Source organism: Vibrio sp. 1F263 (assembly GCF_041439035.1).
Taxonomy (GTDB): Bacteria; Pseudomonadota; Gammaproteobacteria; order Enterobacterales; family Vibrionaceae; genus Vibrio; species Vibrio tasmaniensis_A.
Genome location: NZ_JBGONI010000009.1, coordinates 97545 through 124543, shown reverse-complemented (window position 1 = coordinate 124543; position 26999 = coordinate 97545). Strand labels below are relative to the sequence as shown.

The 26999-nt window shown below is 43.1% G+C and carries 23 protein-coding genes; 9 read left to right on the top strand and 14 right to left on the bottom strand.

The features are described 5' to 3' along the window. Nucleotides 1-17: 17 nt before the first annotated feature. The gene (locus ACED25_RS08895; RefSeq protein WP_004733793.1) at nt 18-347 is read right to left on the bottom strand and encodes an STAS domain-containing protein; all 330 of its coding nucleotides are present in this window, start codon (nt 345-347) and stop codon (nt 18-20) included. A 311-nt stretch (nt 348-658) separates the two neighbouring features. On the opposite strand from ACED25_RS08895, the gene ACED25_RS08890 reads away from it, so the two are divergent. After that, on the top strand, nt 659-1501 hold the full coding sequence (locus ACED25_RS08890) for a DNA ligase (protein ID WP_009846756.1): 843 nt from the start codon (nt 659-661) through the stop codon (nt 1499-1501). A gap of 118 nt (nt 1502-1619) precedes the next feature. On the opposite strand, the gene ACED25_RS08885 is transcribed toward ACED25_RS08890, so the two are convergent. After that, the gene (locus ACED25_RS08885; protein WP_371695097.1) at nt 1620-2990 is read right to left on the bottom strand and encodes an MATE family efflux transporter; all 1371 of its coding nucleotides are present in this window, start codon (nt 2988-2990) and stop codon (nt 1620-1622) included. Nucleotides 2991-3443: 453 nt separating this feature from the next. Here ACED25_RS08885 and ACED25_RS08880 point away from each other — a divergent pair, with 453 nt between their 5' ends. Next, complete coding sequence (locus ACED25_RS08880; RefSeq protein ID WP_371695096.1) at nt 3444-4052, top strand: riboflavin synthase subunit alpha; 609 nt, start codon at nt 3444-3446, stop codon at nt 4050-4052. A gap of 161 nt (nt 4053-4213) precedes the next feature. On the opposite strand, the gene ACED25_RS08875 is transcribed toward ACED25_RS08880, so the two are convergent. Together ACED25_RS08875 and ACED25_RS08870 are read right to left on the bottom strand one after the other, a co-directional pair. After that, a complete protein-coding gene (locus ACED25_RS08875; RefSeq protein WP_012603956.1) occupies nt 4214-4417 on the bottom strand; it encodes a CPXCG motif-containing cysteine-rich protein in 204 nt (67 codons plus the stop codon). Nucleotides 4418-4531: 114 nt separating this feature from the next. Further along, nucleotides 4532-5398, bottom strand: coding sequence for a fructosamine kinase family protein (locus ACED25_RS08870; RefSeq protein ID WP_012603955.1), 867 nt, complete (start codon nt 5396-5398; stop codon nt 4532-4534). Nucleotides 5399-5852: 454 nt separating this feature from the next. On the opposite strand from ACED25_RS08870, the gene ACED25_RS08865 reads away from it, so the two are divergent. Beyond that, nucleotides 5853-6197: a DUF3802 family protein gene (locus ACED25_RS08865; RefSeq protein WP_009846752.1), complete on the top strand. Its 345-nt coding sequence runs from the start codon at nt 5853-5855 to the stop codon at nt 6195-6197. A 91-nt stretch (nt 6198-6288) separates the two neighbouring features. Here the strand turns inward: ACED25_RS08865 and ACED25_RS08860 are convergent, their stop codons facing one another. Next, nucleotides 6289-6774, bottom strand: a complete 486-nt coding sequence (locus tag ACED25_RS08860) for a C40 family peptidase (protein ID WP_017097841.1) — start codon at nt 6772-6774, stop codon at nt 6289-6291. 104 nt (nt 6775-6878) lie between these two features. Between ACED25_RS08860 and ACED25_RS08855 the strand changes: the two genes are divergently transcribed. Further along, on the top strand, nt 6879-8924 hold the full coding sequence (locus ACED25_RS08855; RefSeq protein ID WP_371695095.1) for a methyl-accepting chemotaxis protein: 2046 nt from the start codon (nt 6879-6881) through the stop codon (nt 8922-8924). 242 nt (nt 8925-9166) lie between these two features. Here the strand turns inward: ACED25_RS08855 and ACED25_RS08850 are convergent, their stop codons facing one another. Further along, a complete protein-coding gene (locus ACED25_RS08850; RefSeq protein ID WP_371695094.1) occupies nt 9167-9970 on the bottom strand; it encodes a sterol desaturase family protein in 804 nt (267 codons plus the stop codon). A gap of 68 nt (nt 9971-10038) precedes the next feature. Between ACED25_RS08850 and ACED25_RS08845 the strand changes: the two genes are divergently transcribed. Together ACED25_RS08845 and nagK are read left to right on the top strand one after the other, a co-directional pair. After that, the gene (locus ACED25_RS08845; protein ID WP_371695093.1) at nt 10039-10785 is read left to right on the top strand and encodes a tRNA-uridine aminocarboxypropyltransferase; all 747 of its coding nucleotides are present in this window, start codon (nt 10039-10041) and stop codon (nt 10783-10785) included. Nucleotides 10786-10948: 163 nt separating this feature from the next. Further along, nucleotides 10949-11857 carry an N-acetylglucosamine kinase gene (nagK, locus tag ACED25_RS08840; RefSeq protein ID WP_012603950.1) on the top strand — a complete coding sequence of 303 codons (909 nt, stop codon included), beginning with the start codon at nt 10949-10951 and terminating at the stop codon, nt 11855-11857. 179 nt (nt 11858-12036) lie between these two features. Here the strand turns inward: nagK and ACED25_RS08835 are convergent, their stop codons facing one another. Continuing rightward, nucleotides 12037-12303 (bottom strand): DUF2960 family protein, encoded by a 267-nt coding sequence (locus ACED25_RS08835; protein WP_004733780.1) that lies wholly within the window; start codon nt 12301-12303, stop codon nt 12037-12039. A gap of 171 nt (nt 12304-12474) precedes the next feature. On the opposite strand from ACED25_RS08835, the gene ACED25_RS08830 reads away from it, so the two are divergent. After that, on the top strand, nt 12475-14622 hold the full coding sequence (locus ACED25_RS08830) for a diguanylate cyclase (protein ID WP_371695092.1): 2148 nt from the start codon (nt 12475-12477) through the stop codon (nt 14620-14622). A 133-nt stretch (nt 14623-14755) separates the two neighbouring features. Here ACED25_RS08830 and ACED25_RS08825 read toward each other — a convergent pair whose 3' ends face one another. The 5 genes from ACED25_RS08825 to ACED25_RS08805 all read right to left on the bottom strand — a co-directional run bounded on the left by ACED25_RS08825 (nt 14756) and on the right by ACED25_RS08805 (nt 19647). Further along, complete coding sequence (locus tag ACED25_RS08825) at nt 14756-16573, bottom strand: bifunctional molybdopterin-guanine dinucleotide biosynthesis adaptor protein MobB/molybdopterin molybdotransferase MoeA (RefSeq protein ID WP_371695091.1); 1818 nt, start codon at nt 16571-16573, stop codon at nt 14756-14758. Then, nucleotides 16573-17157: a molybdenum cofactor guanylyltransferase MobA gene (gene mobA / locus ACED25_RS08820; protein WP_009846744.1), complete on the bottom strand. Its 585-nt coding sequence runs from the start codon at nt 17155-17157 to the stop codon at nt 16573-16575. Before mobA ends, ACED25_RS08825 begins: the two co-directional genes overlap by 1 nt. Next, nucleotides 17135-17854, bottom strand: coding sequence for an energy-coupling factor ABC transporter ATP-binding protein (locus ACED25_RS08815; protein ID WP_371695090.1), 720 nt, complete (start codon nt 17852-17854; stop codon nt 17135-17137). Before ACED25_RS08815 ends, mobA begins: the two co-directional genes overlap by 23 nt. Before the next feature lie 10 nt (nt 17855-17864). After that, on the bottom strand, nt 17865-18563 hold the full coding sequence (locus tag ACED25_RS08810) for an ABC transporter permease (RefSeq protein WP_009846742.1): 699 nt from the start codon (nt 18561-18563) through the stop codon (nt 17865-17867). 277 nt (nt 18564-18840) lie between these two features. Beyond that, nucleotides 18841-19647 carry a substrate-binding domain-containing protein gene (locus tag ACED25_RS08805; protein WP_009846741.1) on the bottom strand — a complete coding sequence of 269 codons (807 nt, stop codon included), beginning with the start codon at nt 19645-19647 and terminating at the stop codon, nt 18841-18843. 303 nt (nt 19648-19950) lie between these two features. Between ACED25_RS08805 and ACED25_RS08800 the strand changes: the two genes are divergently transcribed. After that, nucleotides 19951-21414 (top strand): sigma-54-dependent transcriptional regulator, encoded by a 1464-nt coding sequence (locus tag ACED25_RS08800; RefSeq protein WP_371695089.1) that lies wholly within the window; start codon nt 19951-19953, stop codon nt 21412-21414. Continuing rightward, entirely contained in the window at nt 21404-23431 is a 2028-nt protein-coding gene (locus tag ACED25_RS08795) for a cache domain-containing protein (protein ID WP_371695088.1), read from the top strand. The genes ACED25_RS08800 and ACED25_RS08795 overlap by 11 nt, the downstream gene beginning before the upstream one ends. 131 nt (nt 23432-23562) lie before the next feature. On the opposite strand, the gene ACED25_RS08790 is transcribed toward ACED25_RS08795, so the two are convergent. Together ACED25_RS08790 and ACED25_RS08785 are read right to left on the bottom strand one after the other, a co-directional pair. Next, nucleotides 23563-24450, bottom strand: coding sequence for a mechanosensitive ion channel family protein (locus ACED25_RS08790; RefSeq protein ID WP_371695087.1), 888 nt, complete (start codon nt 24448-24450; stop codon nt 23563-23565). 1 nt (nt 24451) lies between these two features. Continuing rightward, entirely contained in the window at nt 24452-26797 is a 2346-nt protein-coding gene (locus ACED25_RS08785) for an ATP-binding protein (RefSeq protein ID WP_371695086.1), read from the bottom strand. Nucleotides 26798-26999 lie beyond the last annotated feature (202 nt).

Sequence of the window (26999 nt, the reverse complement as noted above, 5' to 3'; positions counted from 1 at the left end):
TCTAGCTTAGTGGATCTTCATGAATTTGTAGGATTTTTTGAATTTACTGGGATAGCGTGGCCAATGCGTAGCAAGTTCATAATTTCAAGAGGCTGGCCAGTCACATTTTCAAGTCGCATGTTGCGCTCGCGCTCAGTTAGGCGTTTGAACATGTAAACGATTGCGCCAACACCAGATGAATCTAAAAACTCAACTTGGCTAAAATCGACTTCGATTTCAGGGTGGCCGTCATTTGAGATTACATCGTCAATATCAGTCTGAGCATCACGGCTTCCCGCTGCGTCTAAATCACCGAAGATAGAAAGAGTTAGTGTGGTTGTATTCAAATCAATCTTACGTAGTTCCATAGCGATATCTCCTTTTAAGTATGTATGGACAATTGCACTGAATGTGCCAACTTTTATATTCATATTTTTCAACAACTTAAATCGACTACTAATCTCTATCTCATATTGAGAAAGTTGGTTTCTCAATATGAGAACTAAAAATGGGTTAACATTTGAGACCCATAAGTCATTAATTATATGAATGAAATTGAAAGTTAAATAAGGTTGATGAGTTGATCGCATCTTCTAGCAAAGGTTGTCTAGCTACGTGTCAGAACGCTTAGGATTAAAGGCGTTTGTTGACCACTACAGATATCAATACGGAGCAGATGATGAGATTAACTAAATTGGCGATAGCCACTCTATGGGCGTGTTCGCTTTCTTCTCATTCATCCTATTTACCGCCTGATCATCTGGTGCTCGCAAACACATACCAACAAGGCATTGATGTTTCTGAATACTGGAAGAGTGAAAAGCTTGATGGGATTCGTGCTCTTTGGGACGGACAACACCTTTATACTCGAAATGGGAATCGCATTTACTCACCGAAGTGGTTTACAAAAAACTTACCGAAGGTACACCTTGAAGGGGAGCTCTGGGCAGGAAGAGGAAAGTTCCACTTAGTCCAATCTACCGTCCTCGATCACACACCTAGTGATGTTGCGTGGCGCCAAATAGACTTGATGCTGTTTGATATGCCAGGGGCTACTGGCGATTATCAAAAGCGCTATTACAACATATTGCATTGGGTAAGTATGATTGGAGAACCTCATGTCAGCTACATCGAACATGTACCTATTCAAAATGAAGAAGCTCTGTTTTATCAATTAGACAATGTCGATGAACGTAATGGCGAAGGTTTGATGCTCAGAAAGATCACCAGTCGTTATCAAGCAGGTCGAAGCAATGACCTGTTAAAACTAAAAAGGCATCACGATGCCGAAGCCACAGTTATTGGCTACAAAGGCGGGACAGGGAAGTATAAAGGGATGATGGGTTCGATTTTGGTTCACACGGAAGAAGGGGTTGAGTTTTATATCGGAAGCGGGTTCAGTGATCAAATGAGACTTGCGCCGCCTGAGATCGGCAGCCGTATTACCTTTCGCTACAATGGCTTTACTCAAAATGGGAAACCCAAGTTTGCGCGCTTCGTTAGAGAAAAGAGTGAGTATTAATACCAATCAGATTGTTCAGTACAATATAGTCATACACACAGTAAACGAAAAAGAGCTCTGAATATCAGAGCTCTTTTTCGTATTCAATATCAGGGATACCGGTTGAGTGAGTTAGAACTCAGCGAGAGCTAAATTCTAACTGCACATCGTCGTCTTGTTTGTGCATCCAGTGCAGACGCATACCTAGCATAATAGCTGCAGACGTTAGACCAACAATGAACCCAACCCAGAAACCGTGCGCGCCCATAGGCTCAACAATCCAACCTTTCATTCCTAAAATGTAGCCAATAGGAAGACCAAGCAACCAATAAGCAACGAAAGTAATGTTGAAGATCGAACGCATGTCTTTGTATCCACGCAAAGCCCCTGCAGCGATAACTTGGATTGCGTCAGTACATTGATAAACTGCAGCGAACAATAGTAATTGCATTGCAACAGTAATTACCGCCGTATTCTCTGTGTACAGTAACGAAACTTGCTCTCTGAATAGTACCGTCAATGTAGCTGTCATTAGGGCTGTGACTAAACCAACAATGATTCCCACGTGTGTCGCGATTTTCGCTCCTTCAGTGTTGTTTTCACCCAACTTATGACCAACACGAATACTCACGGCGGCACCGATACTCATTGGTATCATAAATATCAGTGACGAGAAGTTAATTGCAACCTGGTGTGCGGCGACAACCAAAGACCCAAGAGGGGCAACCAACAGAGAAACAACAGCGAATAGCGTCACCTCAAAGAAGATAGCAGCAGCAACTGGAAAGCCCAGTTTAAACAAACGAATTTGTGCTTTGAGCTGAGGTTTGTGGAACGTACCGAAGATATTGATTTTAGCCAAACGCTTTGATGTTAAAACGTAAGCGAACAGCAGAGCAAACATCACCCAATATACGATAGCCGTTGCAACGCCACAGCCAACACCACCCAGAGCGGGAGCGCCAAGCTTTCCGTATACGAACATCCAGTTAAGCGGGATGTTTAATAGCAAGCCAATAAAACCAATCACCATTGCAGGCTTAGTTAAAGACATACCATCTGTAAAGCTTCTCAATGTTTGGAACAACAAAAATGCAGGGACAGCAAACATCACCGCATTCATATAACCGATGGTTTTTTCTGCCATGAGTTGTTCTATGTCCATCCACTCCAATATCAGTTGTGTCTGAAAAAGTACGCCAATGATTGGAAGGGAGATGACAAGCGCTAAAAACGCACCTTGTTGAATCTCAAATGGAATTTTTACTTGTCTACCAGAACCATGTAGTTGTGCAACGACAGGAACCAACGCCATCAACAGACCCACACCAAATAAGATTGATGGTAGCCAGATACTTGCTGCAATCGAAACCGCCGCCATATCGATAGCACTTACACCACCGGCCATTACGGTATCGACAAAACCCATTCCAGTTTGTGCAACAGATGCGATCAATACTGGGGTCGCAAGTTTGATTAGATTCGAGGATTCTTCTTTGTAACGATGCACAAACAACTCCAAATAAGAGGGAAAATTAGAATAATAGTGTAGGAAAGGACATTCTGAAGGAATCAGAGACAATGATCTTAAGCTTCCACTGGACGAATCATAAAGAAATGTCACAATAACTGCTATGAAAAACTGTTATTAGGGCGTGTTGATCTTTCGAGCTGATTTTTGCAGCGAGTTGCTGGGTGTTTATACAAGGCAGAGGCTTCGATGTGTAGCTAGCCTACATGAGAAGCCGATAACGTAGTAAAAATGACCAGCAAACGCTGCCCGAAGGGTTCGAGCTGGGCGCCCCCGCAAAAAGCGTTTTACTCTTTGTTGAGGGATATTTGCTTAGGATGCTAGGCTACTTCCCCCTCGCCGCGATTAAAACGCTTTTGACTAGGCGTCCCCATCCGAACAGAATTTAACCGAGAAAGGTCAACACGCCCTAGAATGCTAAATAGGAATCTTATGTTTACAGGTATCGTTCAAGGAATGGCAACACTGGTTGCTATAAACAAAAAAGAGTTGTTTCAGACTCATACCATTGAGCTAAGCGACGAAATGGTTGAGGGATTAGCGATTGGTGCCTCAGTAGCTCATAACGGTTGTTGCTTAACGGTAACGGAAATTTCGGGCAATCAGATTGCTTTTGATTTAATGCAAGCCACATTGCGATTGACGAACTTAGGCCAACTGACTGTTGGTGATAAAGTGAATGTTGAGCGAGCAGCAAAATTTGGTGATGAAATTGGCGGGCATAGTATGTCTGGCCACATTACGTTGATGGCGAACTTAGTGGATGTGATCAAGACTGAAAACAACCGCACGCTTTGGTTTGAGTTGCCACAGGAATCAATGAAGTATGTATTGAGCAAGGGTTATATTGGCGTTGATGGTTGTTCATTGACGATAGGTGAAGTGGAAGAGAACCGTTTCTCTGTACACTTGATTCCTGAAACGCTAAATCGCACTTTGTTTGGCAGCCGCGAAGTAGGCGACCAAGTAAATATTGAGTTTGATCCTCAAACACAAGCGATTGTTGATACTGTTGAGCGCGTGCTAGCAAACCAGAAGTAGTAGTAGTGGTTCATCAATAACACTTGCCCTAAAAGCGTTGACTAAGTAAAAGTCGAAGATATTAAAAAAGAGCACATTAAGTGCTCTTTTTCTATTTTTGTGTTTTTCTGGGCTAGCTTTAAATCGAGGTGTAGAGCCAACTCGACAAGAGAGAAAGTGTGTTAGAAAACTTGTTCGTCGTCTGCATCAATCGAGAGATGGATTCTGTCTCTCAATTCATCAACCTGCATGTCCAGATGAATTGCATTGCAACATGCAGGGCAATCGTCGTAAAAATCTTGGCTCCCATTAGAAGCATCCAGCGTTATGCTAATTGCATGACCACAATGGGGGCAAGAAACATGTTTCTCTGTGTATTTATGCATGACGAATTATCCTCACTGTACTTGCACTAATCGTAGTAGCTTGTATGGGTCGTAACAAATAGCGATATCCAACGTTGCACTTATATCGATTGCAGTAGCTAGCTGTGATTGGTATTAAACGGCCTGTATCTTCTGAATACACGCCTCAGTTTGTGCTAAATACTCGCCGCCAAATTGATTGCAGTGGTTGAGAAGATGGTACAAATTATAAATGTCTTTCCGATCAGTATAGCCAACGTCGAGTGGATTGACGCTCTGGTAACCTTCATAAAACTCTTTTGAAAACCCTTCAAACAGTTCAGTTAGCGCTAAATCACATTCATGATCGCCCCAATAACAAGCGGGATCGTAACAGATTGGCCCAAAGGCTGAGTTAGCAACATTACCGTTCCAAAGGTCGCCATGAAGCAAAGAAGGGCGAGGGTTGTGGCCTGCAAGACGCATATTCACGACGTCAACAATATCATCGATATCGCCGAATTCGATGCCTTTTTCTTTTAACAATTGCAGTTGGAAGCCAATGCGTTGCTCAGAGAAAAAACGTCCCCATTTCTTGTGCCAAGGGTTGGGTTGAAGGGTGCTACCAATATAATTGTCTTGGTCACAACCAAACTCTTTCTGTTCACCCCATTGATGCAATTGGGCAAGTTGAACGCCAAAGTCATAGCTATTATTGCTTGTTTCAAGCGGCTTGGTCGGCAAGTAATTAAGGATAATGAACGAGCATTCTTTGGTTTTACCAATCAGTACCAACTCAGGAACATAAACGGTAGAAGTCTCTCTTAACAAGCGTAAATTCTCAGCTTCAATTTCAAACTTAGGTAAAAATTCTCGCTGGTTCACTTTTACAAAGTAACGTTCGTTACCATCGCTAATCATATAGCAATCGTTAATGTCGCCACCAGAAACCTTGGTACGTTCAGTTATCTGGAAGTTAAATAGAAGAGTATCTGAAAGTTGTTGAGAAATGGCCTGCCACATAGGAAATCCTCAAAGACTGAAGGTTAGAAATACAGTTTGTTTAATAGCAATAGTTTAGGATAAATCTGAGCAATTTATAGACGCACTCGTCAATGTTCTTGGCTCTTCTTCAACTAATGTAGAATCAATTGGCTGATTTGTGAACTCGAACTGATTCAAGCCCTTTGAAATCAAAACAGAAATTGAGAATGATATAAGGAAATAGTTTGGAACTAATCTCACGGCATGATGATTTTCATACAATAGAATCGCAGAAATAGGTTGAGATTATTTTTCACTATATTTTAGGTGTGTTTGGTGAAGTTAGGGTGTTTTGATTGAAATTTAAGCTTAAATGCTAACTCGGATCACTTTAATACAGTTTTTAGTAATAAAGAGATGACAAACAGACTCATATACATAGTATTAGGCAGGTACATATTAATCTGCTCTTGAGCTTAAACGGAGATTTATTGTGGTTGTAGAAACCGATGGCTATTTGGCTTTGATCGAACACTTATCATTTAACCTAGATGTCTTTACTAATAGTAATGGCGATACAGGTAATGAAAGTGTCGAAGACATCATCACTGACATGATATCAACAAATATCATGGCTATTTTCGAGCAAAACCCTGAGTTACATTCAAGCGTTCGTTTTCAACTATTGAAAGAAGCGGATTCAGTGGTGGCTGATTTAGGTGAAGTGTTAGCTGGTGTATGGTCAAAAAAAGCGACTAACGAACAAATTGTATTCTTAGATGAATACATCGCATTAGTGAAGAATCTGTTTGATACTGCGGTCGCTCAATACGACTAATTAGCTTCTAGTACATTTACTAGGCTAAACAGCGATAGGCGTTTAAATAGTACCTTCAAAGCAACTGTGTTATCAGTTAATCTTTTAATCACTATAAACGCCTAAAATGCCAAAACTTAGAGGCCCAATAAGGGTTATCCAATCTCGATATAATGACACCTTTCGATGTCGAAGCATGTAGGAATTGATTGTTTCCTAAATATACACCGACGTGTCGTACCGTCATCGATGTTTTGAAAAACACCAAGTCACCACTTATTGCCTGTCCATACGCTATTTCCTTTCCCTTTTTAACTTGATCTTTTGTGGTTCTCGGTAAGGCTTGCTGGGTCGCAGTTTGCACTGCGATTTGAACGAAAGCAGAGCAATCTACGCCTCTAAATGAAGTCCCACCGAAATGATATGGCACACCTTTCCACTGTTCATACACACTCATATACGCATTGGTCGTTGATTGCTCTAACTTTGACAGAGGCTTGTGTGCGGTTTGACTAAGCTGAGAAGGGGATGGCGTCGAGCTACAAGCAGCCAATGTTGCTAAAGTTATTGTAACTACAGCCATTTTTCTGAATTTCATATGTAACTCTTCTGACAAAAAACTGAAATATAAACGTCATCAAGGACTTCTAGTATACGAACTAACTTAAGGATATCTTTTTTCGTAGTCAAACTGGATTTCACATGCCCGACACAAATTTATCAATAAAACCTTCACGTTATACATTCTCGCTCATTCAAACCGTCACCGCTGTATTTATTTCCATTCTTTTGCTCGTCATCTTTTTATCTTTGGTCAGTCTCCGAGGCGTCGATCGGGTCGGGGGCCATTTTGAAGCACTTTCGGAACAAGCATTACCTCTTGCATTAAACAACGCCGAATTAACACAAAGCGTGTTGGAGCAGGTAAAACTTCTTACTTATAGCACCCAATCAACCGACCTCAATACGCTTAACACAACAGGCAACTCGATCGACGTGTTAGTTGCCGAAAGTAACCAAACGCTAGAAGAACTCCTCTTCATATCCCAATCTTTTCCTGACGCGATTTCCATTGAACAAAAACAAAACTTAACCGAGAACATGGCGACCTTACAATTGATGACTAGCCAAGTGTTGTCGTCTCAAATTGAAATTCAGAATAAGCAAAACCTCATCGATGGCCAAGTCACTGAGTTTCGCTATGGTGTGAGTTCCATCGGACCCGAAATGAACCGTATCAGTTCTTTCCTTGTACAGAACAACCCAGAGGCTTCCGATGCGGCTAACCGATTCACAGCGAGTGCTTCTGCAATGGCGAACACCTTCCTAATGTTGATGATGCAATCAGACTTAGAAAAAGCGCAAGACGAATACAGAGAGCTTCGAAATCGAATTGCAGGCATTAACCTCGCGTATGATGACTTTTCTGAATGGCATCCAGACATCGTAGAGTTCGCAAGCTTAACAGCGCCTTATGAGATGGTTAAATCTGGCTTTGCAGATAACGGTGTATTAAGACAAATCCTGCAAAAGCTAGAACTTGTTGAGCAACAAGAAGCCGACTTAGCAAAAGTCATCTATCTGGCTAACACCGTGATAGGGACCTTAAATCAACTATCGAACACCGCTTCCATTTTAATTGATGAAAGCGAGTTTGTGGTCAATCAGACAATTGCGACGATAGACAAAGTACTATTTATTAGCGGATTAGTGATAACGGCCATCATTTCTATTTCATGGTTCGTATTGCGTCACTGGGTGAACAAAGGACTCAGGAACATTACTCAACAAATGAGCTTACTCGCGGAACACGATTTTTCAAAACAGAGTCAATTAGTTGGCCCATTGGAATTGCAAGTTATCGCATCAAAACTTAATTCTGTTGTTGACTCAACCGCTGATTCGGTGCGCTTGGTAACACGAAACTGTGAAACGCTTTATCAAACAGCGGAAGTCAGTCACGATGCCGCAGAGCAAACTAACTCAAGCTTACACGACCAAAATGAATCACTTCAAAACATGATTACCACCATTACAGAACTTGAAGCATCTATTGGTGAAATTGCACGTATTTCTAACGCCTCAAATGATGACGCCCAGCTTGCTGAAAATGAGTCAGTGACAGGGAGTCAAGTTGTTGGACTTAACCAGCAGCGACTGCATGCACTAGAACACTCTTTAAGCATGAATGAAGAATCGATGGCCGACTTAGACGGACGTGTTAAACAGATTCGCGAAATGGTCGACATGATCAGTGGCATTGCTGACAACACTAACTTACTCGCATTGAATGCAGCAATAGAAGCAGCTCGAGCAGGAGATCAAGGCCGAGGCTTTGCAGTGGTCGCCGATGAAGTAAGAAAACTAGCCAGCGATACTTCCCAGCAAACCACTAATATTCGAAATATGATGAATGAATTGGTAGCAGCCGCTGATCGCTCACGGGCGTCTGTAACAGAGTCGAGAAACGAAATGGCGAATGCACTGGAAACCAGTAGTGATGTCAAGCAAGCTTTTGAAAAGATTGAAGTTGCAGTGAGTCAGATTAAAGGACGAGTCGAGCAAATCATGGTGGCGACAGAACAACAAGCCCGAGCCACTGTTGATGTTACACATTCAATCACCCGTGTATCGGAGCAGGGTGAAGATACCAAGTTGCAGTTAGAGTCTATGATTGAAAGCTCAGAACAAGTCGCCGAGATAGCAGGGTACCAACAAGCTATGCTTCATAAATACGTACTGAAATAAACGAGCGTGTTGAAATAAACAAGCGCCCTCAAATAAACCGAGCGTGCTGAGTTAAGCCTGACAGCATAATAGTTGAAGCACTAAGTACGCTTAAATTCCTATTGATACAGAAACGCCCTTAAGTTTTCACAAGAATCTAAGGGCGTTTTGCTTTGGTATTAAGCTTGGTTTGTTATGGAGACGGGTTTGTTATTAAGATAGGTTTGATCTCAATAAAAACTGAGACTCAACTGAATTCGAACCTAGTCTTTCGTTGTCGGGAATCGTACAAATGGCTGCCGTAGCATTAAGTCTAACCGTTGCTCTTTACCATCTTGAATCTCTGGAACGCCAATCTTAACGTTATCATGGCCAAGCTTAGGTTGAGCGCGATAAGTTTTGAACCAAATGTCCCACACCGATAAGAAAAAACCAAAGTTTGAGTGCGTTTCCTTAACAATGATCGAGTGATGAACACGGTGCATGTCTGGTGTCACAATCACTTTTCTCAATCGCTTATCAATCCACAGTGGCAGACGCGCATTGCTGTGGTTAAACATCGCACTGGCGTTAAGAACAATTTCAAAAATGACAACAGCGATGACAGGTACACCAAGCGCGATCACTAAACTCACTTTAATCAGCATTGAAAGAATCATCTCAATTGGATGAAAGCGAGTTCCGGTTGTGACATCAATATCTAGATCCGCATGATGAACTCGGTGTAACTTCCATAGCCATGAAACACGGTGAAACACCAAGTGCTGCAAGTAAATAGCGCAATCTAACAGTAAGACACAGAACAGAATGGTGAATTCTTTAGGGAGTGACAGGGTATTGAACAGACCCCATTGGTTTTCTTGTGCGATAACCGCCGCTTGAAATGCTGCGATTGGAATTAGAGTGGCTAATAGAAAACTGTTTAAAGCAACCAACGCAAAGTTATTACCCCAACGAAACCATTTACTTTGAGTCAGTGTTTTCCGGGGAAAGCGGTACTCCCAAAGCGCACACAATCCAAAAACGACAATAAAACAAACAAGGCGGAGCAGGGATGGGTCTTGCATGGGTATTCCTTCTATCATTCTAAGGACACTGTAAGTACAATCGTGCCACTTTTCTAGATTTATCGTTATTGTCCATGAGAATCCACGTTTTTCACCGTTTATATCAACATCGTTTATCCATTGCTACTAAGCCGTTTAATGCGCGCGGGTGTAAAGTAGTGCGATGTGAGTTCTGTAAAATAAAACAAGACAGCTGTATCTGTGAACATCAACCAAACGTAAGTACGAACGTCGCGACCATGTTGATCTTGTCAGATAACGAAATATTGAAACCAAGTAATACAGGTCGATTGATTCTCGATACAGTAAAAGACAGTTACGCTTACCTATGGCATCGCACAGAGCCCAACCAGGAAATGTTGGATGTCTTAAAAGATGACAACTATCAACCTGTTGTAGTGTTCCCCGAAGACTATACAGATGACAAATCGCGTGTGGTTACGGATCTGGGCGAAATGCGGGATTCGAATAAGACACTATTGCTGATCTTTATTGATGGTAGCTGGCGCGAGGCCCGTCGAATTTTTCGTCGCTCAGAATATCTGCAAGATTTACCTGTGTTATCGATTGAGCCCGAGTCAGTTTCTCAATACATGATGCGCAAGTCAGACAATGAACAACATCTTTCGACAGCAGAAGTGGCGAGCTTGGTTTTGAAACAGGCTGGTGAAGAGCAGGGTGCCAAGACTTTACAGCTATGGTTTGAGACATTTCGGGAAAGTTACATGTTAAGTAAGACACGTTATAAGTCAGATCCAACCAAACCGAGCCTGAATGCTTTCATAGATCATACTAAAAGTGAGAAGTCACTCTAACCTTTAACCGCTTTGTGCTGACTTGTTGTTCAAACAAACTCAAACACGGGATAAGTTTGTCATCTATCACGGTTTGTAGGGGGAGTGTTATGGATAATGCTCTTTAGTTGTTTATTTACAAAAATTTATTTGCCCGAATTTAGGGAAAAATTGGAGAGATTTCATGTATTACGGCTTCGATGTTGGCGGCACAAAGATTGAGTTTGGTGCGTTCAATGAAAAACTTGAGCGAGTAGCGACAGAACGCGTACCAACGCCCACTGAAGATTATCAACTGCTACTTGATACAATTGCTGGTTTGGTAAAGAAGTACGACAACGAATTTTCTTGCGAAGGCAAAATTGGTCTTGGTCTTCCTGGAATGGAAGATGCTGACGACGGCACAATGCTGGTTGTTAACGTACCAGCTTCAACGGGGAAACCACTACGCAAAGACCTAGAAGCGCTTATTGGTCGTAGTGTCAAAATTGAAAATGATGCAAACTGTTTTGCGCTTTCAGAAGCGTGGGATGATGAACTTAAAGACGAACCATCAGTAGCAGGCCTAATTCTAGGTACAGGCTTCGGTGGCGGTTTAGTTTATGAAGGTAAAGTGTTCTCTGGTCGTAACCACGTTGCTGGTGAATTAGGTCATATGCGCCTTCCTCTAGATGCTTGGTTCCACCTTGGCGACAACGCACCGCTACTGGGTTGTGGTTGTGGTAAGAAAGGTTGTTTAGACAGTTACTTATCGGGTCGCGGCTTCGAACTGATTTACGAGCACTACTTCGGTGAGAAGAAGAAAGCGATCGAGATCATTCAAGCATACAACGAAGGCGAATCAAAAGCCGCTGAGCACGTAGATCGCTTTATGGAGCTATTGGCTATCTGTTTTGCAAACCTGTTTACGGGTCTTGACCCACACGTTGTTGCACTGGGTGGCGGACTTTCAAACTTCGAACTTATCTACGAAGAGATGCCAAAGCGTATCCCTAAATACCTACTGTCTGTAGCGAAGTGTCCGAAAATCATCAAAGCGAAACACGGTGATTCAGGCGGTGTTCGTGGCGCTGCATTCCTTAACATTAAGTAATCGTTACTTACCGTTAAGCTAGCTAAGGTTAGATAGTTAAAAAGAACAAATAAAAATGCCGCAATCTCGAAAGAGGTTGCGGCATTTTTTATTGTTCAGTGTTTTCGTTTCTTCAGCTCTTAGCTCTAATTACAAACGAAAAGCTAGAAGCTACATATCAAGAAAAAGAGCCAGAGGGCTTACTTCTTCTTTTTACCAACACCAAGGTTGTCTTTTTGCTTCAATGTAAGCTTAGTAAAACCAAGCTTACGGAAATAGTTGTCTTGGTAGTTACGAACCGCTTTAGTATCAGAAATGAACTCAAGCTGCTGCTCAGTTTTTAGATACTCAGTGATGTCGATACCTTCAGCTGCTGCAACAGCTTCTTGGATCGTGCGGTGTTCTTGTTTCGAAAACAATAACTCTTTGTCTTCATCTTTATAAGTGTACAGAATGGTACGAGCCATGGTGCTCTCCAATATAATTATTACTTTGCGCGCACTCTACATAAAAACAGTACGCCACTCAAGATAATGATAGGAAATTACCACTTATTAGCCTCATGAATGGAATGTGTAATAAGCATTTTGTGGTATACTATTCGTTATTTTTTAATCTGGCTGACTTAAACGGAACTTATGAGCAATACGCTTTACCCAAAGATCATGGGAATTATAACGCGAATCCAGAACTACCCTGGAATCAAAGGATTAAAAGAAGTCGAAGACAGAATAACGAGTCTATGCGAAGCGAATAATCAACCGATCCCGGATTCAATCGCGCTTTTCCTTAAAGGTTTCACAAGCTATCGCCACGATAACCTTTCTGACGCTGCTGAGCATTATAAAGCCTGCCTAAACGTCATTGCTCCTGAAGAAATTCAACTATATGTATTTGTCATCGGGTTACTTGCGTCTACCCATAACATTCGTGGTGATTATCAATCAGCGTATGCTTGTTACTCAGAGACACTAGAAAACTTACACCTAGTTGATGACAATTTTAAGTCACTTATATTCTGTAATCTAAGTGACTTGCACTTAAGCTTAGAAAAATACGAACAAGCGAAGCAATATGCTCGTAAAGCCATTATTTCATCTCAAAATGCGAATCGCCTGTTAGATTGTGCTGTCAGCCATTTAAACCTAGCCTATAGCTGTGCACATACAAATGAGTTTGAGCAAGCGGTTAGCGCCATTATGGAAGCGAAAAGAATAGGCACCTCGCTTTCTAGTCACAGGACGATAGCTCTTTGTCATAGTTACCTAGGGCAAACCATGCTCTTGTGGGGAGGCTTCGATGATAGTGATGTATTAGATGCATTTTATCAGGCAGAAGAGCACTTCAAAAAATCGAGAGATGAGCATAATCGAAAAGAAAATTTGGTTTACTGGTTTCAATTCTTAGAAGGCATTGGAGAGCGAGAACAAGCAAAAGTAGGGTGCGCTTTTCTTGAACAGAATTTTGATCTAAAGAGTAGTTACCGTTCTTATGCTATCTATGCCCAAACTAAGGCGAAGCTCTTTCGAAATGAAGAGGATTGGTCTGGTTTAGCGGCACTTCAAACTCAGCATGTGGATCTTTTAGAAAAACACATGAGAAGTTATGAGCGCGAACAGAGCGAACGTATTCTAGAAGGGGTAGGTACCATTCAGAGTAAGAAGCAAAATGACGTTCTGACTCAAATGCAAAAATATATGGGTGCGCTCACTGACATTGGTCAATTCATAGCAACCGCTGCAGATTTAGAAAGCGTACTGCCTGAGATACTCCATAAGATAAATATGATTCTACCAACATCTGAGTTTGGGATTGCTATGTATGACGATAAATCAGACATACTCGACTACCGCTATTTTGTTGATACTCAAGGATTAATACCGAACCTAAAAGTAGTTTGCCAAGAGAACCAAACCATTGGTACGTATGTGATTCGCAAGCGAGCTACCGTTCATTTTAATAGCGCGACAGATGCGGCTCTAGAACCCTATATCGGTAAAACCACACAAGACGATAATTTCGTTACGTTTCGTGGCGAGCTTGATACGAACTCAATGATTCTAACGCCAATCATTCTTAATGAAAAATTAATCGGCTTTCTGTCAGTTCAGCATCATCTACCAAACCAATATCAGGAACACCATTGTCAGCTTATAGAACATTTAGCTAGCTTTATTGCCGTGTCGCTAGAAAATCAAAAGCAACGACAGCGTCTAGAAAGTGCGAATCAAACACTCGAAATCTTGAGTACTACTGACCCACTAACAGGTCTAGCTAATAGATATCAATTAGATAACATCACGCCAGTCTTAATACATAACGCTTACTACCAAAAACAATCTCTAGCGGTCCTTATGATCGATGTTGACGAGTATAAAGCTTATAACGATTTTCATGGGCATTTAGAGGGCGACGAAGCGCTTCGTATTATCAGTCGCTTACTTAAAAAAACATTCACAACCAAGAATGACTACCTTTTCAGATATGGTGGTGATGAGTTCATGGCGATTTGCTTCGGACAGAGTAGTGGTGATATTGAAAATAAGGTTGTCACTCTGCGAAAGATGCTAAATGAAGTCAAATTAGCAAACCCTAAAGCTCTCTATGCGGAACAATTAACACTCTCTATTGGTGGGGTTAACGTCGACTTAGCCAGTGACAATGTGGATCGAAACTTTAAAATGATTTGTGATATTGCAGACAAACAGCTCTATCAAATCAAAGAAAATGGCCGTAACAACTATAATTTGGTCGACTGCAGATTACTTAAAGTAGAGCTTGTTTAATTCAACTCTGTATACAAGCCCCCATAAAAAGAAAGCCCCTGATATCCAATATCAGGGGCTTCATCTATTTAGAGTATGTATTACTCTGAATTTGCTAGCTTAAAGTTCGCTTAAAGCTAACAATCTTGTTTATTTACACACGGCCTTGCAAAGGAATGATCGTCACCGTTTCACCGGCTTTTACAGTATCTACCGCTGGTGAAATCTCGATTAGACAGTTTGCTTCGCTCATTGAACGCAAAATACCTGAACCTTGCTTGCCCGTCGTTTTCACTTCAAGCACGCCTGATTCATTCATCGAAAACACACCACGACTGAATTCAGTACGGCCTTGGCGTGAGCGCAGTTGTTCTGTCGCTACCGCATTCGCTTTAACAGGTGTCCAGTTGGTTTGACCTTGTAGCTTGCGGATCGCAGGCTCAACAAAGTTAATGAACGACACCATCACGGCTACTGGGTTGCCAGGTAAACCGAAGAAAGGTTTGTCTTCAATTTTGCCGTAAGCAAGAGGGCGGCCTGGACGCATGTTGATACGCCAGAAGTTAATCTCACCCAACTTATCTAACGCGAGTTTGATGTAGTCAGCATCACCAACAGACACGCCACCAGACGTCAGAACCATATCGGTCTCTAACGACGCTGAATGCAGTACATCCATCATCTTTTGTTCGTCATCTTCGATAATGCCGTAATCAACGATGTCGCAACCTAGCTTTTGAAGCATGCCGATGATCGTGAAACGGTTCGAGTCGTAGATAGAGTTTGGCTTTTGCTCAACGCCCGGTGCCTGAACTTCATCACCCGTTGAGAACACACCCACCTTCACTTTACGCAGAACAGGGCAGGTACCGAAACCTAACGACGCCATCATACCCATTTCTGGTGCTTCGATGCGTGTGCCACGCGTAAAGACAGGTTGGCCAATTTCTAAATCTTCACCGGCCATACGGACATTTTGTCCAACTGAGATTTTCGCATCTGGGAAGCTAACTTTATCGCCATCTTGCACGGCTTGCTCACGCATCACAACAACATCAACGCCATCTGGCATTGGTGCACCCGTCATGATCTTAACAGCTTCACCTTGTTGAACGGTTTTGTCGTAGCTGTGACCAGCCATAACTTCAGCAACAATGTTGTAGCTATCCAATTCAAGATCTTCACTACGAATCGCGTAGCCATCCATTGCAGAATTAGTATTCTGTGGGACGTTGATTGGCGAGATCACATCTTCAGCCAACACACGACCGTAGCCTTGCAGTAATTCAACACTCTCTGTGAGATCAAGCGCGTCAATGCTATCAACAATCTTTTGTTGGCCCTGAGTTACGGTTAAACCTGCTGGAGAGAACGAATCACAACACACCGCGGGCGCTGCGTCTTTTGAAGATGAGCATGACGCTGCTTTGCCTTTTGTAGAGGAAAGGTCAAAGGACTGCGCGTAATCGATGATGAAATCACGAATCGCTTCTAAGTCGTTGATCGCCATTTGAGGTAAGTCAGATTCAACGTGGTTATCAGCAGCAATAGCAATGATGTTGTCATCGTTTTGGTACAACCAAGGTTTACCCACTTCATCACGGTGAAGCTCGATTTTAGGGAAAGCAATGTTCTTACAGCCTTCAACCAAAATCAGATCAAGTGTGTTGGTATCAAAACGAGTCAACAGGTAATCAAAATCGGCTTCTGCTTCTGGAGTCTCAGTCATCATCACATGACGGTTACGCGAAGCTATCAGCATTTGATTTGCGCCCGCTTTGCGTAAACGGTAGCTGTCTTTGCCCGGCTTATCGACATCAAAATCGTGGTGAGCATGTTTTAGCACACCAACTTTTAAACCCGACTCTGTCAATAAAGGAAGCAGAGCTTCTAATACGGTTGTTTTGCCTGTGCCACTGTAAGCAGCAAAGCCCAATAAAGGAAGGTTAGGGCGTTGTTTAGAATCTTTCATTATTGAAGCGTTCCGAATTGGGTGAGTTCTTCTGGCGTGTTGAGATTAACAAAGCAGTTAGGAGAATCGCTAAAATCAACGTATTCCGTGACACACTCTTTGTACAGCAAGATAATTTTACGATCACCACGTTCCAAAAACGCTTCTAACTTTGGTAGAACACGTTTGTGGAATAGGGTGAATACTGGTTGCTTAAATTCGCCATCATGCGCGACAAGAATGTCGCTGTCTTCTTTTACTGCTGCACAAAAACGTTCAACAAGGTCATCACTAATCTGTGGGCTGTCGCAAGGGACAAAGCCGACCCAATCTGTGCTCGCGTTTTTAAGGCCAGCATGAATGCCGCCCAATGGGCCTGGATAGTCAGGGAAAGAATCGGAAACAACCGGTGCAAATGCTTGGTAACTGTCTAAGTTACGGTTGGCATTGATGGTAATGCTGACATCTTGTTGTGACAGCTTGTTAATAACGTATTGAATAAGCGGAGAACCGTTGAGCTCAACGAGTCCTTTATCTTTTCCGCCCATGCGGCTGGCTTGTCCGCCAGCCAAAATAACCCAACTAGTTTGCGTTGGAAGCAGCATAAATATTCTCTTGTGCTTTGTTCTTTTTAATAACTTGCAGAAGCGGTGATTCAGTCAAAGTGTTGTCCTTGATCCACCACTGCTTCTTACATAAATCGGTTAACGCGTTAGTTTGGTGGCTAGTGATGACCAAACTCGCGCCTCTCTGAAGAAGATCTTCGGCCATAATCACCAATCTTTCAATAGATTCTTTGTCTAAAGAAGCACTTGGTTCATCCATAAGCAAGATTGAAGGCTTAAGAATCCAAGCACGGGCCATTGCCACGCGTTGGCGCTCACCACCAGACAACACAGAAATGTGCTCATCTGCCAAGGTTTCTAAACCTACCATTCTTAATGCATTAATTATTTGAGCTCGCTTATCTTTTTGACCCTCTTTATTAAAGCGAATGCCATAAGCGACATTTTGGTACACCGAGCCATCAAAAAGGTAAGGAGTTTGGTGGAGATAGATGATGTCTTTAAATTTTAACCGAGGAAACAGGCTATGTTGCCAGCTTTGTGTCGGAGACTGAATACGGCCAGAGCTCGGCTTGATCAATCCTGATAAGATTTTAAGTAGGGTCGTTTTGCCAACGCCATTGTCCCCTTTGAGATAAATGGCATCGTTGGGGCCGATCGACAATTCGGGGATGTGGAACAAAACACGCTCTTTGTAGCGCATTGAAATTTGCTGCGTTGTTATTTTTATACTCATGACAGCGTTCCTAAGTTCTTAAATAGCCTTTTCCTCTCACACTGGAAAGGAAAAAGTTAAGGGCTAATGCCAATGCTAATAACACCATACCGAGGGCGACGCCTTGAGCGAATGCGCCTTTGTGGCTTTCCATGGCGATAGCTGTTGGGATGTTTCTTGTCATCCCCATAATGTTGCCACCCACCATCATTGAACAACCTACTTCTGTGACGATACGAGAGAAGGCAGCAATGGTTGCAGCCAATAGAGGGAAACGAGTTTCCCAAATCAAGGTACACGCGACTCGTGTTGTTGATACGCCAAGAGTGCGCGCTGTTTCTACTGCTCGGCGGTCACTGGCCTGCAGAGCGCCATGCATCATCGCAACTAGGATAGGGAAACAGATCAGCATCTGACCTAGAATCATCGCCTTTTGCGTGAACAGTAATTGCCAGTCACCTAAAGGACCAGAACGAGAGAGCATCATGTACATCAACAAGCCAATTACCACGGTCGGTATCGCTTGTAAGGTGTTGATCACCGAAAGCAGCGCCCATTTACCGGGGAATTCGGTGTAAGCCAGTAAGAAAGCCATAAGGATTGCAGGAACAATCACTAATGAGATGGCGGACAAAGATACGCTGAAGGATACCGCGACGATTTGCCACAATTCGTGGTCAAAACTCACCAGTAGATTCATTGCATCAATCGTTGTTTGCCATAGGGTCATGAAGTATCTCGTTTGAATCGATAATAGGCTTTTATCGGTAGTGTCTGATGTTAATCATAGCTGACACAAACTATTTGAGCCTGTATTGGTCAGCGATTGTTTCTAAGCGTGAATGCCTTTAAAGCAAGACGGTTTTTAAACGTGATTATTTAGGTGGTCTCGTTGACTGTTTAGTTAAGCGTAGCGCTAATTGGTTAGGGTTAAACCTTCAACGCTACGCTTTACTCACAACCCACGACTCATTTCTTACAACAAGCTATTCTGCGCTTGCAACCAACTATTCTGCGTTTGCAACAAACAGCTGTTTGCCGTGCAGTTTAAAGTCGTTGATCAGTTTCTGGCCTTTAGGGTTAACCAACCAATCACTGAATACTTTCGCTGCTTGGTAATTGATGCTTGGGTAGCGTTCTGGGTTAACAAGAATCACTTGGTAAGGGTTAAATAGGTTCTTGTCGCCTTGGAACAACACTTTAAGGTCAAGTTTGTTTTGGTAAGCCAACCAAGTACCACGGTCTGTCATGGTGTAGCCTTGCATTTCAGACGCCATGTTCAGAGTAGGACCCATTCCTTGACCAACGCTGCGATAGCCGCCAAAGTTTGGCTCCATCTTAGTTTGTGCCCAAATACCCATCTCTTTCTTATGAGTACCAGAGTCGTCCCCACGAGAAACAAACGTCACGTTGTTGTTCGCGATTGCTTTGAACACATCAGCTACTGCTTTTTGAGATTCAATCTTCGCAGGGTCGCTTTGTGGGCCAACGATAACAAAATCGTTGTACATCAGCTTACGAGGTAAAACGCCGTAACCTTTTTCAACGAAGTTCGCTTCAGCTTTTGGTGCGTGAGTCATTACCAAATCAACATCACCGTTTTCACCCATGCGAAGTGATTTACCCGTACCCGCAGCGAGAACATCAACCTTAATACCAGAATCCTTTTCGAACTCAGGCAATAAGTAGTCCAGTAAGCCTGAGTGGTAGGTACTTGTGGTTGTCGCCAATTTGATATGAGTGGTGTCTTCCGCGCTGCTAGCCGTGTAACTGACGATAGATAGAGCTGCAATAGTTAGGGGAATTGCTTTCATTATTATTATGTCCATTCTGTTATAAATGAATGACATGCCTCTATTTTTAAAGGGCTCAAAGAAGGGCATGTGCATAAGACGCTAATTGTTGTAATTAGGAATCTACACCTAATAAGCAAGCTTAATGCCAATAAATAGTGCATCAAATTTCATTAAATTGCTGTTATATCGAACAAAACTGCGTCATTTAGGCTAACAAAATGCATTAAAATATGAGCTAGGACAAAATGTCGCACATTGTCCCTGTCGCACAAAAGGTTAATTGGTACACTCTGTCCCAACTTTCCCCATCGGTTAATCATTATGTCTTTACCTAGTTCACCTGCATCGAACCTCAACCCAAACACATTGACTCAATATCAAGCGTTTTCCGTCTTGGTCGTGGACGATGAAGTAGGGATGCAGGCTATTCTAAAGAAGGCTCTGGGTAAGTTCTTTGGCAAGGTATCGAGTGCAGGATCCGTTGAAGAAGCTGAAATACTGCGTTCGAGCGAACATTTTGATCTCATTGTTCTTGATATCAACCTGCCAGGACGCTCTGGCATTGAGTGGGAAGAGGCTTTTAACGACAACGACAAACGTGCTGATGTTATTTTCATGACTGGCTATGCTGATCTAGAGATGACCATATCCGCGCTTAAGCTTGGCGCTTCAGACTTCATTCTTAAACCTTTCAATTTGGAACAAATGATACAAGCTGTACTACGTTGTATGGATAAGCGCCTTGATCAAAGAATGCAATACGCATTGAAGCGTGATGTTAGCCGTCATATCAAGACCGAGTTAATCGGTAACTCAGATAAAACCAAACAGCTTAAATTGCTGATCAGTCAATTTGCACCCTCTCGAGCATCCGTTCTTATAGAAGGTGAGTCAGGCACAGGCAAAGAGCTAGTTGCACGTGGTGTACATGAAGCGAGTAAACGCACAGGCCCATTTGTGCCAATCAACTGTGGCGCAATCGCCCCAGAACTTCTTGAAAGTGAACTATTCGGGCATACCTCTGGCGCATTTACCGGCGCGAAGAAAAACCGTGAAGGTCTATTCAGAGTCGCAAGTGGTGGCACCTTGTTCCTCGACGAAATTGGTGAAATGCCACTACCAATGCAAGCAGCGCTGTTGCGTGTGTTAGAGCAACGCACTATTCGTCCAGTCGGTAGCGAGAAAGAAATTGCCGTTGACGTACGAGTAGTGGCGGCGACTAACCGAAACCTTCAACAAGAGGTCGAAAAAGGGCACTTCCGTCGCGATCTATTCTACCGACTCAATGTCCTTAAAATTGATGTTGTGCCATTGAGAGAACGTCCATCAGATTTAATTGAGCTTGTTCCGTATTTCACTCGTCTTTTAGCAAGTGAACTTAGTGTACCGGTCCCAAACTGGGCGCATGAAGACATTTTGGCGATGAATGAATACGAATGGCCAGGAAATATTCGCGAACTCAAGAACCTAGTCGAAAGATGCATTCTTTTAGACAAGCCACCAGCGCACTATTGGCGCGAAATTAATGGCGATCCTGCGCCCACCAGCATTTCAGTGACGGTGTCACATGGAGCGGAAATACCAAACTTGAATAACGTAGACGCTGCAGAAGGTTACCCCAACACTTGGACACTCAAAGAAGTAGAAAAATCTCACATCGAGCAACTGGTGAGTTTTTATGATGGTAATAAATCCGCAGCTGCAAGAGACCTCGGCGTTGCACGGAAAACGCTAGAGCGTAAATATAAAGATTGGAACACAGAAGGCTCTGAATATGCCGATTAGACGTCATTGGTGGTCAAAGTGGACGTTCCGGTTCAAAACCATGGTGCGTTATCGCCTGCTATTTCTAACATCCGCTCCCATCATTCTTACCTTATGTGCTCTTGTCGCGATCACTTTGTATTGGTCTGTTCATTATACGTGGCAGGGGGCTTTGATCGATGTTGACGAGCGTTTGGACGTTGCCGACAACAGTATCCATCTAATTCAAAATCAACAGGCCTATAACGTTCAAGCATTCGCAGAGTCTTATAATTTTCGAAGTAAACTTACGAGTGATATTTCAAAGGAAGAGCTCACACGTTGGGTTTCTGAAAACAAATCTCGCTATGAGCTCGACTTTTTGCGTTGGAGGAGTGTTGAGAGCATGGGGAAAAAGCGTGAATACCTCGACCTGACACGCAAAGAATCGTTCTTTAGTGTATTGAGCCAAAATGAACTCAACGATTTAGACCAAAACCTTGCAAGGCAAGCCGAAGTCCCAATGCTCAATAATCAAAACGTTGAAACTCGGGGTTTAGTTAGCCGCACCGTTGTGTCAATTCGAGACAAGAATAATCACGTTATTGGTTTTCTTGATGGCGGGATCCTCCTTAATAACAGCACACAGTTGGTTGATCAGATCAGCAATCTCATTTATCCGCAACGCGAGGGGTTTAATCGCCGCATAGGTACCGTTACTGTGTTTCTTGATGACCTACGTGTCAGCACTAATGTACCGTTGAGCAGTGAAGACAGTGCAGGGCGCGCAATTGGTACTCGCGTTTCTCATGAGGTTCATTCAAAAGTATTGAATCAAGGGCAAAAGTGGTTAGACCGAGCATATGTTTACGACGCTTGGTACATCACCGCTTATCAACCAATCCACGACCAGTTTGATAACGTTATTGGCATGCTTTATACCGGCTATCTAATCTGGCCACTCGTAGAAACGTACCTGACTAACCTTGGTGAAATCAGCATCACCATCATATTACTGCTGTTAGCTTCGGGTTTGATCGTACACCGTGGTGCACGCGATCTTTTCAACCCAATTGAACGCATCCATAAAGTCGTAAAGCTCGTCCAAATGGGGCAAGACAAGCGAATCGGTACGTTGGGTTTGGATGATCAACACGAACTTACGTTGCTTGCGAAACAGTTCGACAAAATGTTAGATCTGCTCCACGAGCGTAATCAAGAGATTCAACAAGCTGCGTCTGAACTCGAATGTAAGGTTCATTCTCGTACCGCCAGTTTGAAAGAGAAAACGGAAGAACTCGAACTGCACATCCAGCTTCTCAACCAAGCTAGAGATAAGCTGGTGGTCAACGAAAAATTAGCCGCGTTAGGTGAGTTAACCGCAGGTATTGCCCATGAAATCAATAATCCGACAGCAGTAATTCTAGGCAACGTTGAGCTAATGAAGTTTGAACTAGGTGACGAAGTGGCTCGTGTAGACGAAGAAGTCCACGCGATCATGGAGCAGATCGACCGAATCCGAAACATCACACGAAGCTTACTTCAATACAGCCGACACGGTGGTGTACAAGACGAAATCACTTGGCAACATATCAATCCAATTGTCGATGAAAGTATTACGCTCGTAAAAACAGGCGCAAAAAAGAAAGGCATTGTGTATGTCTCGCAATTGAATGCTAAAACCTCAGTCGAAGTGAACCGAAACCAATTGCTGCAAATTCTAGTGAACCTGCAAATGAACGCGATTCACGCGATGGACGGACAGGGCACATTGACTATCTCGAGTGAAGATTGGGTTGAAAATGGAGTATCTCATGGTGCGATCGTTCATGTTGAAGATGAGGGCTGTGGTATTAAGGAAGACCAACTGAAACGTATATTCTCGCCTTTCTATACCACAAAAAGAGACGGCACAGGCTTAGGTTTGTCCGTTTCTCAAAGTATTTTGAGCCAAACTGGCGGCGAAATACGAGTTGAATCCGAAGTAGGTAAAGGAAGTCGCTTTAGTATCTATCTTCAGCAAAAAGCCACACCGCAGTTATTAGTGTCTAACCTTTAGTCGTTCATAACGCGAATAGAAAAACACCTCCGCACTTAAGATAAGTTCGGAGGTGTTTTTATTTATGGCCCGTTATTTCAAACAATTACAAGCCATGTCGAACAATTACAAGCGTCTAAAATATGAAAAGCCTAATGCGCTGCCACTGAAATCTTCGGTGGGTTGATGTTGTGCTTCTTAAACTCTTTCATCACACGCAGGGTAATGTCGGTTTCAAACAATTTCTCATACGCGGTGTCCACCACATAAGCCTTACACGTCAACTGTATCGCTAGGTAGTTGTCGGTAATCGTCTGTTTAACCAGAACCGTTACAGGCTTTGGCAAGTGTATGTAACGACTTGAAGACGCGGCTTCTTGAATCAGGTCGCGGGCTAGGGTGATGTCATCATTCATACCGACGTAAAACGGAATCACCACTTGCATGTCCAATGCGCCATAGTTACCACTGGTGGTAACTTCATTTAAGAACTTGTTGTTCGGAATAGTAATGATGTCATCGTTCAGGGTTCTCATTCGTACCGAACGTAAACCAATGGTGATGATGTCGCCGTAGTTGCCTTCGAACGTGACGCGGTCACCAACCTGAAACGGTCTGTCAATCATCACAGTGATGCCGGCGATAAACGATGCTGCCAAGTCTTTAAGCGCAAAGCCGACCGACACGGCGAGCGTACCACCAATCAAAGCTAAGATTTGGTCGTTGATTCTAAAGCTCATCATGAACACGATAAGACCGGTGCTCACGTAGATAAAGAACTGAGTAAACGATTGCAGCTTTTGTAGCAGCATTCGATATTGCACGAACTGACTACCAAAACTGGTCACTAACGAATTGATGAACTTAAGCAACAACCACATTGCGGCAATAACGATCATGGAGAAGAACACGCCGCTCCATCGCACCAAGCTCGCTATCTTAGAGATGTTTTCTACGTTAGCTAACTCTTCCGTCGCAAAGGTCGGGAAACTGACAGCACTTGCCAAGCCAACAAATAGTAGGATAAATAACTTCTTCATTTTACTTCACCAGTAGATGTTGACGATCAAGAACGTTAGTAATGTGGCGGAACCAGTGCTCGGAAATTCGAGCCTTTTCTTCATGCCAACCAATATAACCACGGCTTTCAAAGTAACGCAGAATCCCCGTTATCTCTGCCGTGCTCAGCTGTGTACATTCAGACAACACTTCTGGAGAAGCGATTTCCAGTTGTACAATAGAACGAAGTACAGCCAACATAGGTTTAGGCATATTCTCTAGTTCTTGCGCTTCAGGGACATGGAATAAACGTACTACCGCTTGATCTGTCTCTTTATTTCGGTTCAAAGAGAGTCGGAAGAAACGCAGCGCAACGGTAGGGTTGCCATCAGAGTAGTGCCACAAAATTCGATAAAAACCTTGGCGTGCACGTTCTTCTTCACTCATATCATCTTGGTCCCATTGCTTAGGGACCACTAAGCCATCAAAAGACAACGGCTTCTCAAGCTCCGTATTGATACGGCTATTTAGAAGTTCACCCACTTGTTTCTCTGTCCAACGCGGAAGGAAGCACACCAAATCAAACAGCAGACGCTCACCACGCGCTCTATCCACAAATCGCCAACTTGATTTGGCGATCGATATCACGACACGGTGGTTCTTTTTAGAACGACGCAGAAGGTTGGTCAAACGAATCAAATCAGACAGACCGCCAACCATTGGTTTCACCAGTCGTTGAGCGTTATCTATCGCGATAAGGTAAGTGGTATTGCTCTTACGAAGGTGCGCTAATATTTGAATTTCAGTCGCTTCTTCTTCCAAGCCGATGCTCACGGCTAAATGCGCTAAGAGCTCTTGGTAACCCGCGTAAGGGCAGCTTACATATACGGGCTCAGCGTTAGATACTTTGTGCAGCAAAGTATAAAGCAGCGTTGTCGCGCCCACACCACGCTCGCCTGAAACAATACAGATAGCCGGGCTGTCTGACATCAAGTAGCGAGACAGTTGCTTAACCTCGTCACCGGCATAGTCAATTAACGTGCTGTCTATATTACCTGGCAGAATGTATTCATACGTTTGATCGCCTTTGATTCGAACCAAATTTTGCTGATTCTTATCAAGATCTGACTGCTTAGCCACTTCGATTCTAAAGAGATACGCCAAAGCTTGGCTAAACAGCGTGTAATTAGATAGCAAGGCCATTATGCGGTGTTGGAAGTTGTAAACGCTCAGCCACACGATACCAATGGCCGACGCCAATACATTAAGTAAGAACGTATCCTTACGGTTTACCGCCCAATTCACCCATACCGGACGATCAGAAATGTGTTGAAGCGTATCGAAGACTTTCGCTCTCCATAACTTGAGCACTGAAACCGTAACCAATACAAACCAGAAAAACAGGGCGCTATATATCCAACTATAAATCGTGCCTTTGCCTAGCGTAATACTTGATATTTGCAGAATCACACCCGCCACGATGAAGCTCCACACGTAACGGCGGATAGTCGATAGTCGCAGCGCGATCACTTCTTGATTGGATGTACGACCCAAACGGTAGGCAAATTCCAAAATAAAGCTGATGGCAATCGAACCACCTAGAATCCACCACGTGAAGATTTCCAGGAAAATCAAATGTTGCAGACTAGGGATACTAGAAAGCACTCTCAATGACAATGTGATGGCAATTAGCCAAGCAATCGCACTTTCAGCGCGGCTGATGTACCAAATGACACGAACCAAGAAAGGAGGATTCGTCTTCGCTTCAAGAAAGTTAATTCGAAACAACTCAATTAAGCGAGTGCTGTTAGCAAGCCACCACACTAAACCGAAATAGATGAACAACACTTTTAACGACGCACCAATCACAGGCACGGGCGAAATAAAGATATCGTTAACTAACGCCTTGAAGCTTCGGATTTGGAAGTATGCAAGATACTCAATATTGAGCTTAGTTAATTCCCATTCTTGCTTAAACTGGGTAACACCATAAGGGCCAAAACCGGTTAAGCGCTCTTTGTTCGCAGAGCTCGTCTGTTCCAGAAGATGTTGTTTACTGACGTTTAAGCTATTCAAAGTGACGTAACTGGTTTGAACCTCAAACCATTGATCGACGTCGTTGTTATCTCTATAAGCTTTTATCTGTTGCTCGAAGATTTTGATTTCCTGCTTTTGAACTCGCAGAACTTCAGCTAACAAGATATTGACTTGGCGTCGGTCCGACGACTCCATAAAGAGGGGATCGGGTAACGAATCAATTCGAGCATCGAGGTCAACAGCAGAATCGGATACCTGCGGCTGAGATTGTAAGTCATATTCCAAGTTGGCATGACTAGGCCATGAGAGAATGGCTAAAGTGAGGAGTAAGAAGCGCGATAGTGAACGCATAAAAGTCTCTTAGAATTATGAGGTTAGGATTACTATAGTTAGATAATCTTACTTTGTGAAATCCAACCCCGTATCGGGGGCGAGTACTTTATTCCTGTTTCGATCGATTTTGTCATGAAATTGTCAGGGATTAGGCTAGTATTTGAGCATCTTGGCTATGTCTGTGCCTGCTTTGATCGGGTTGGTTTTACTGTAACTAATC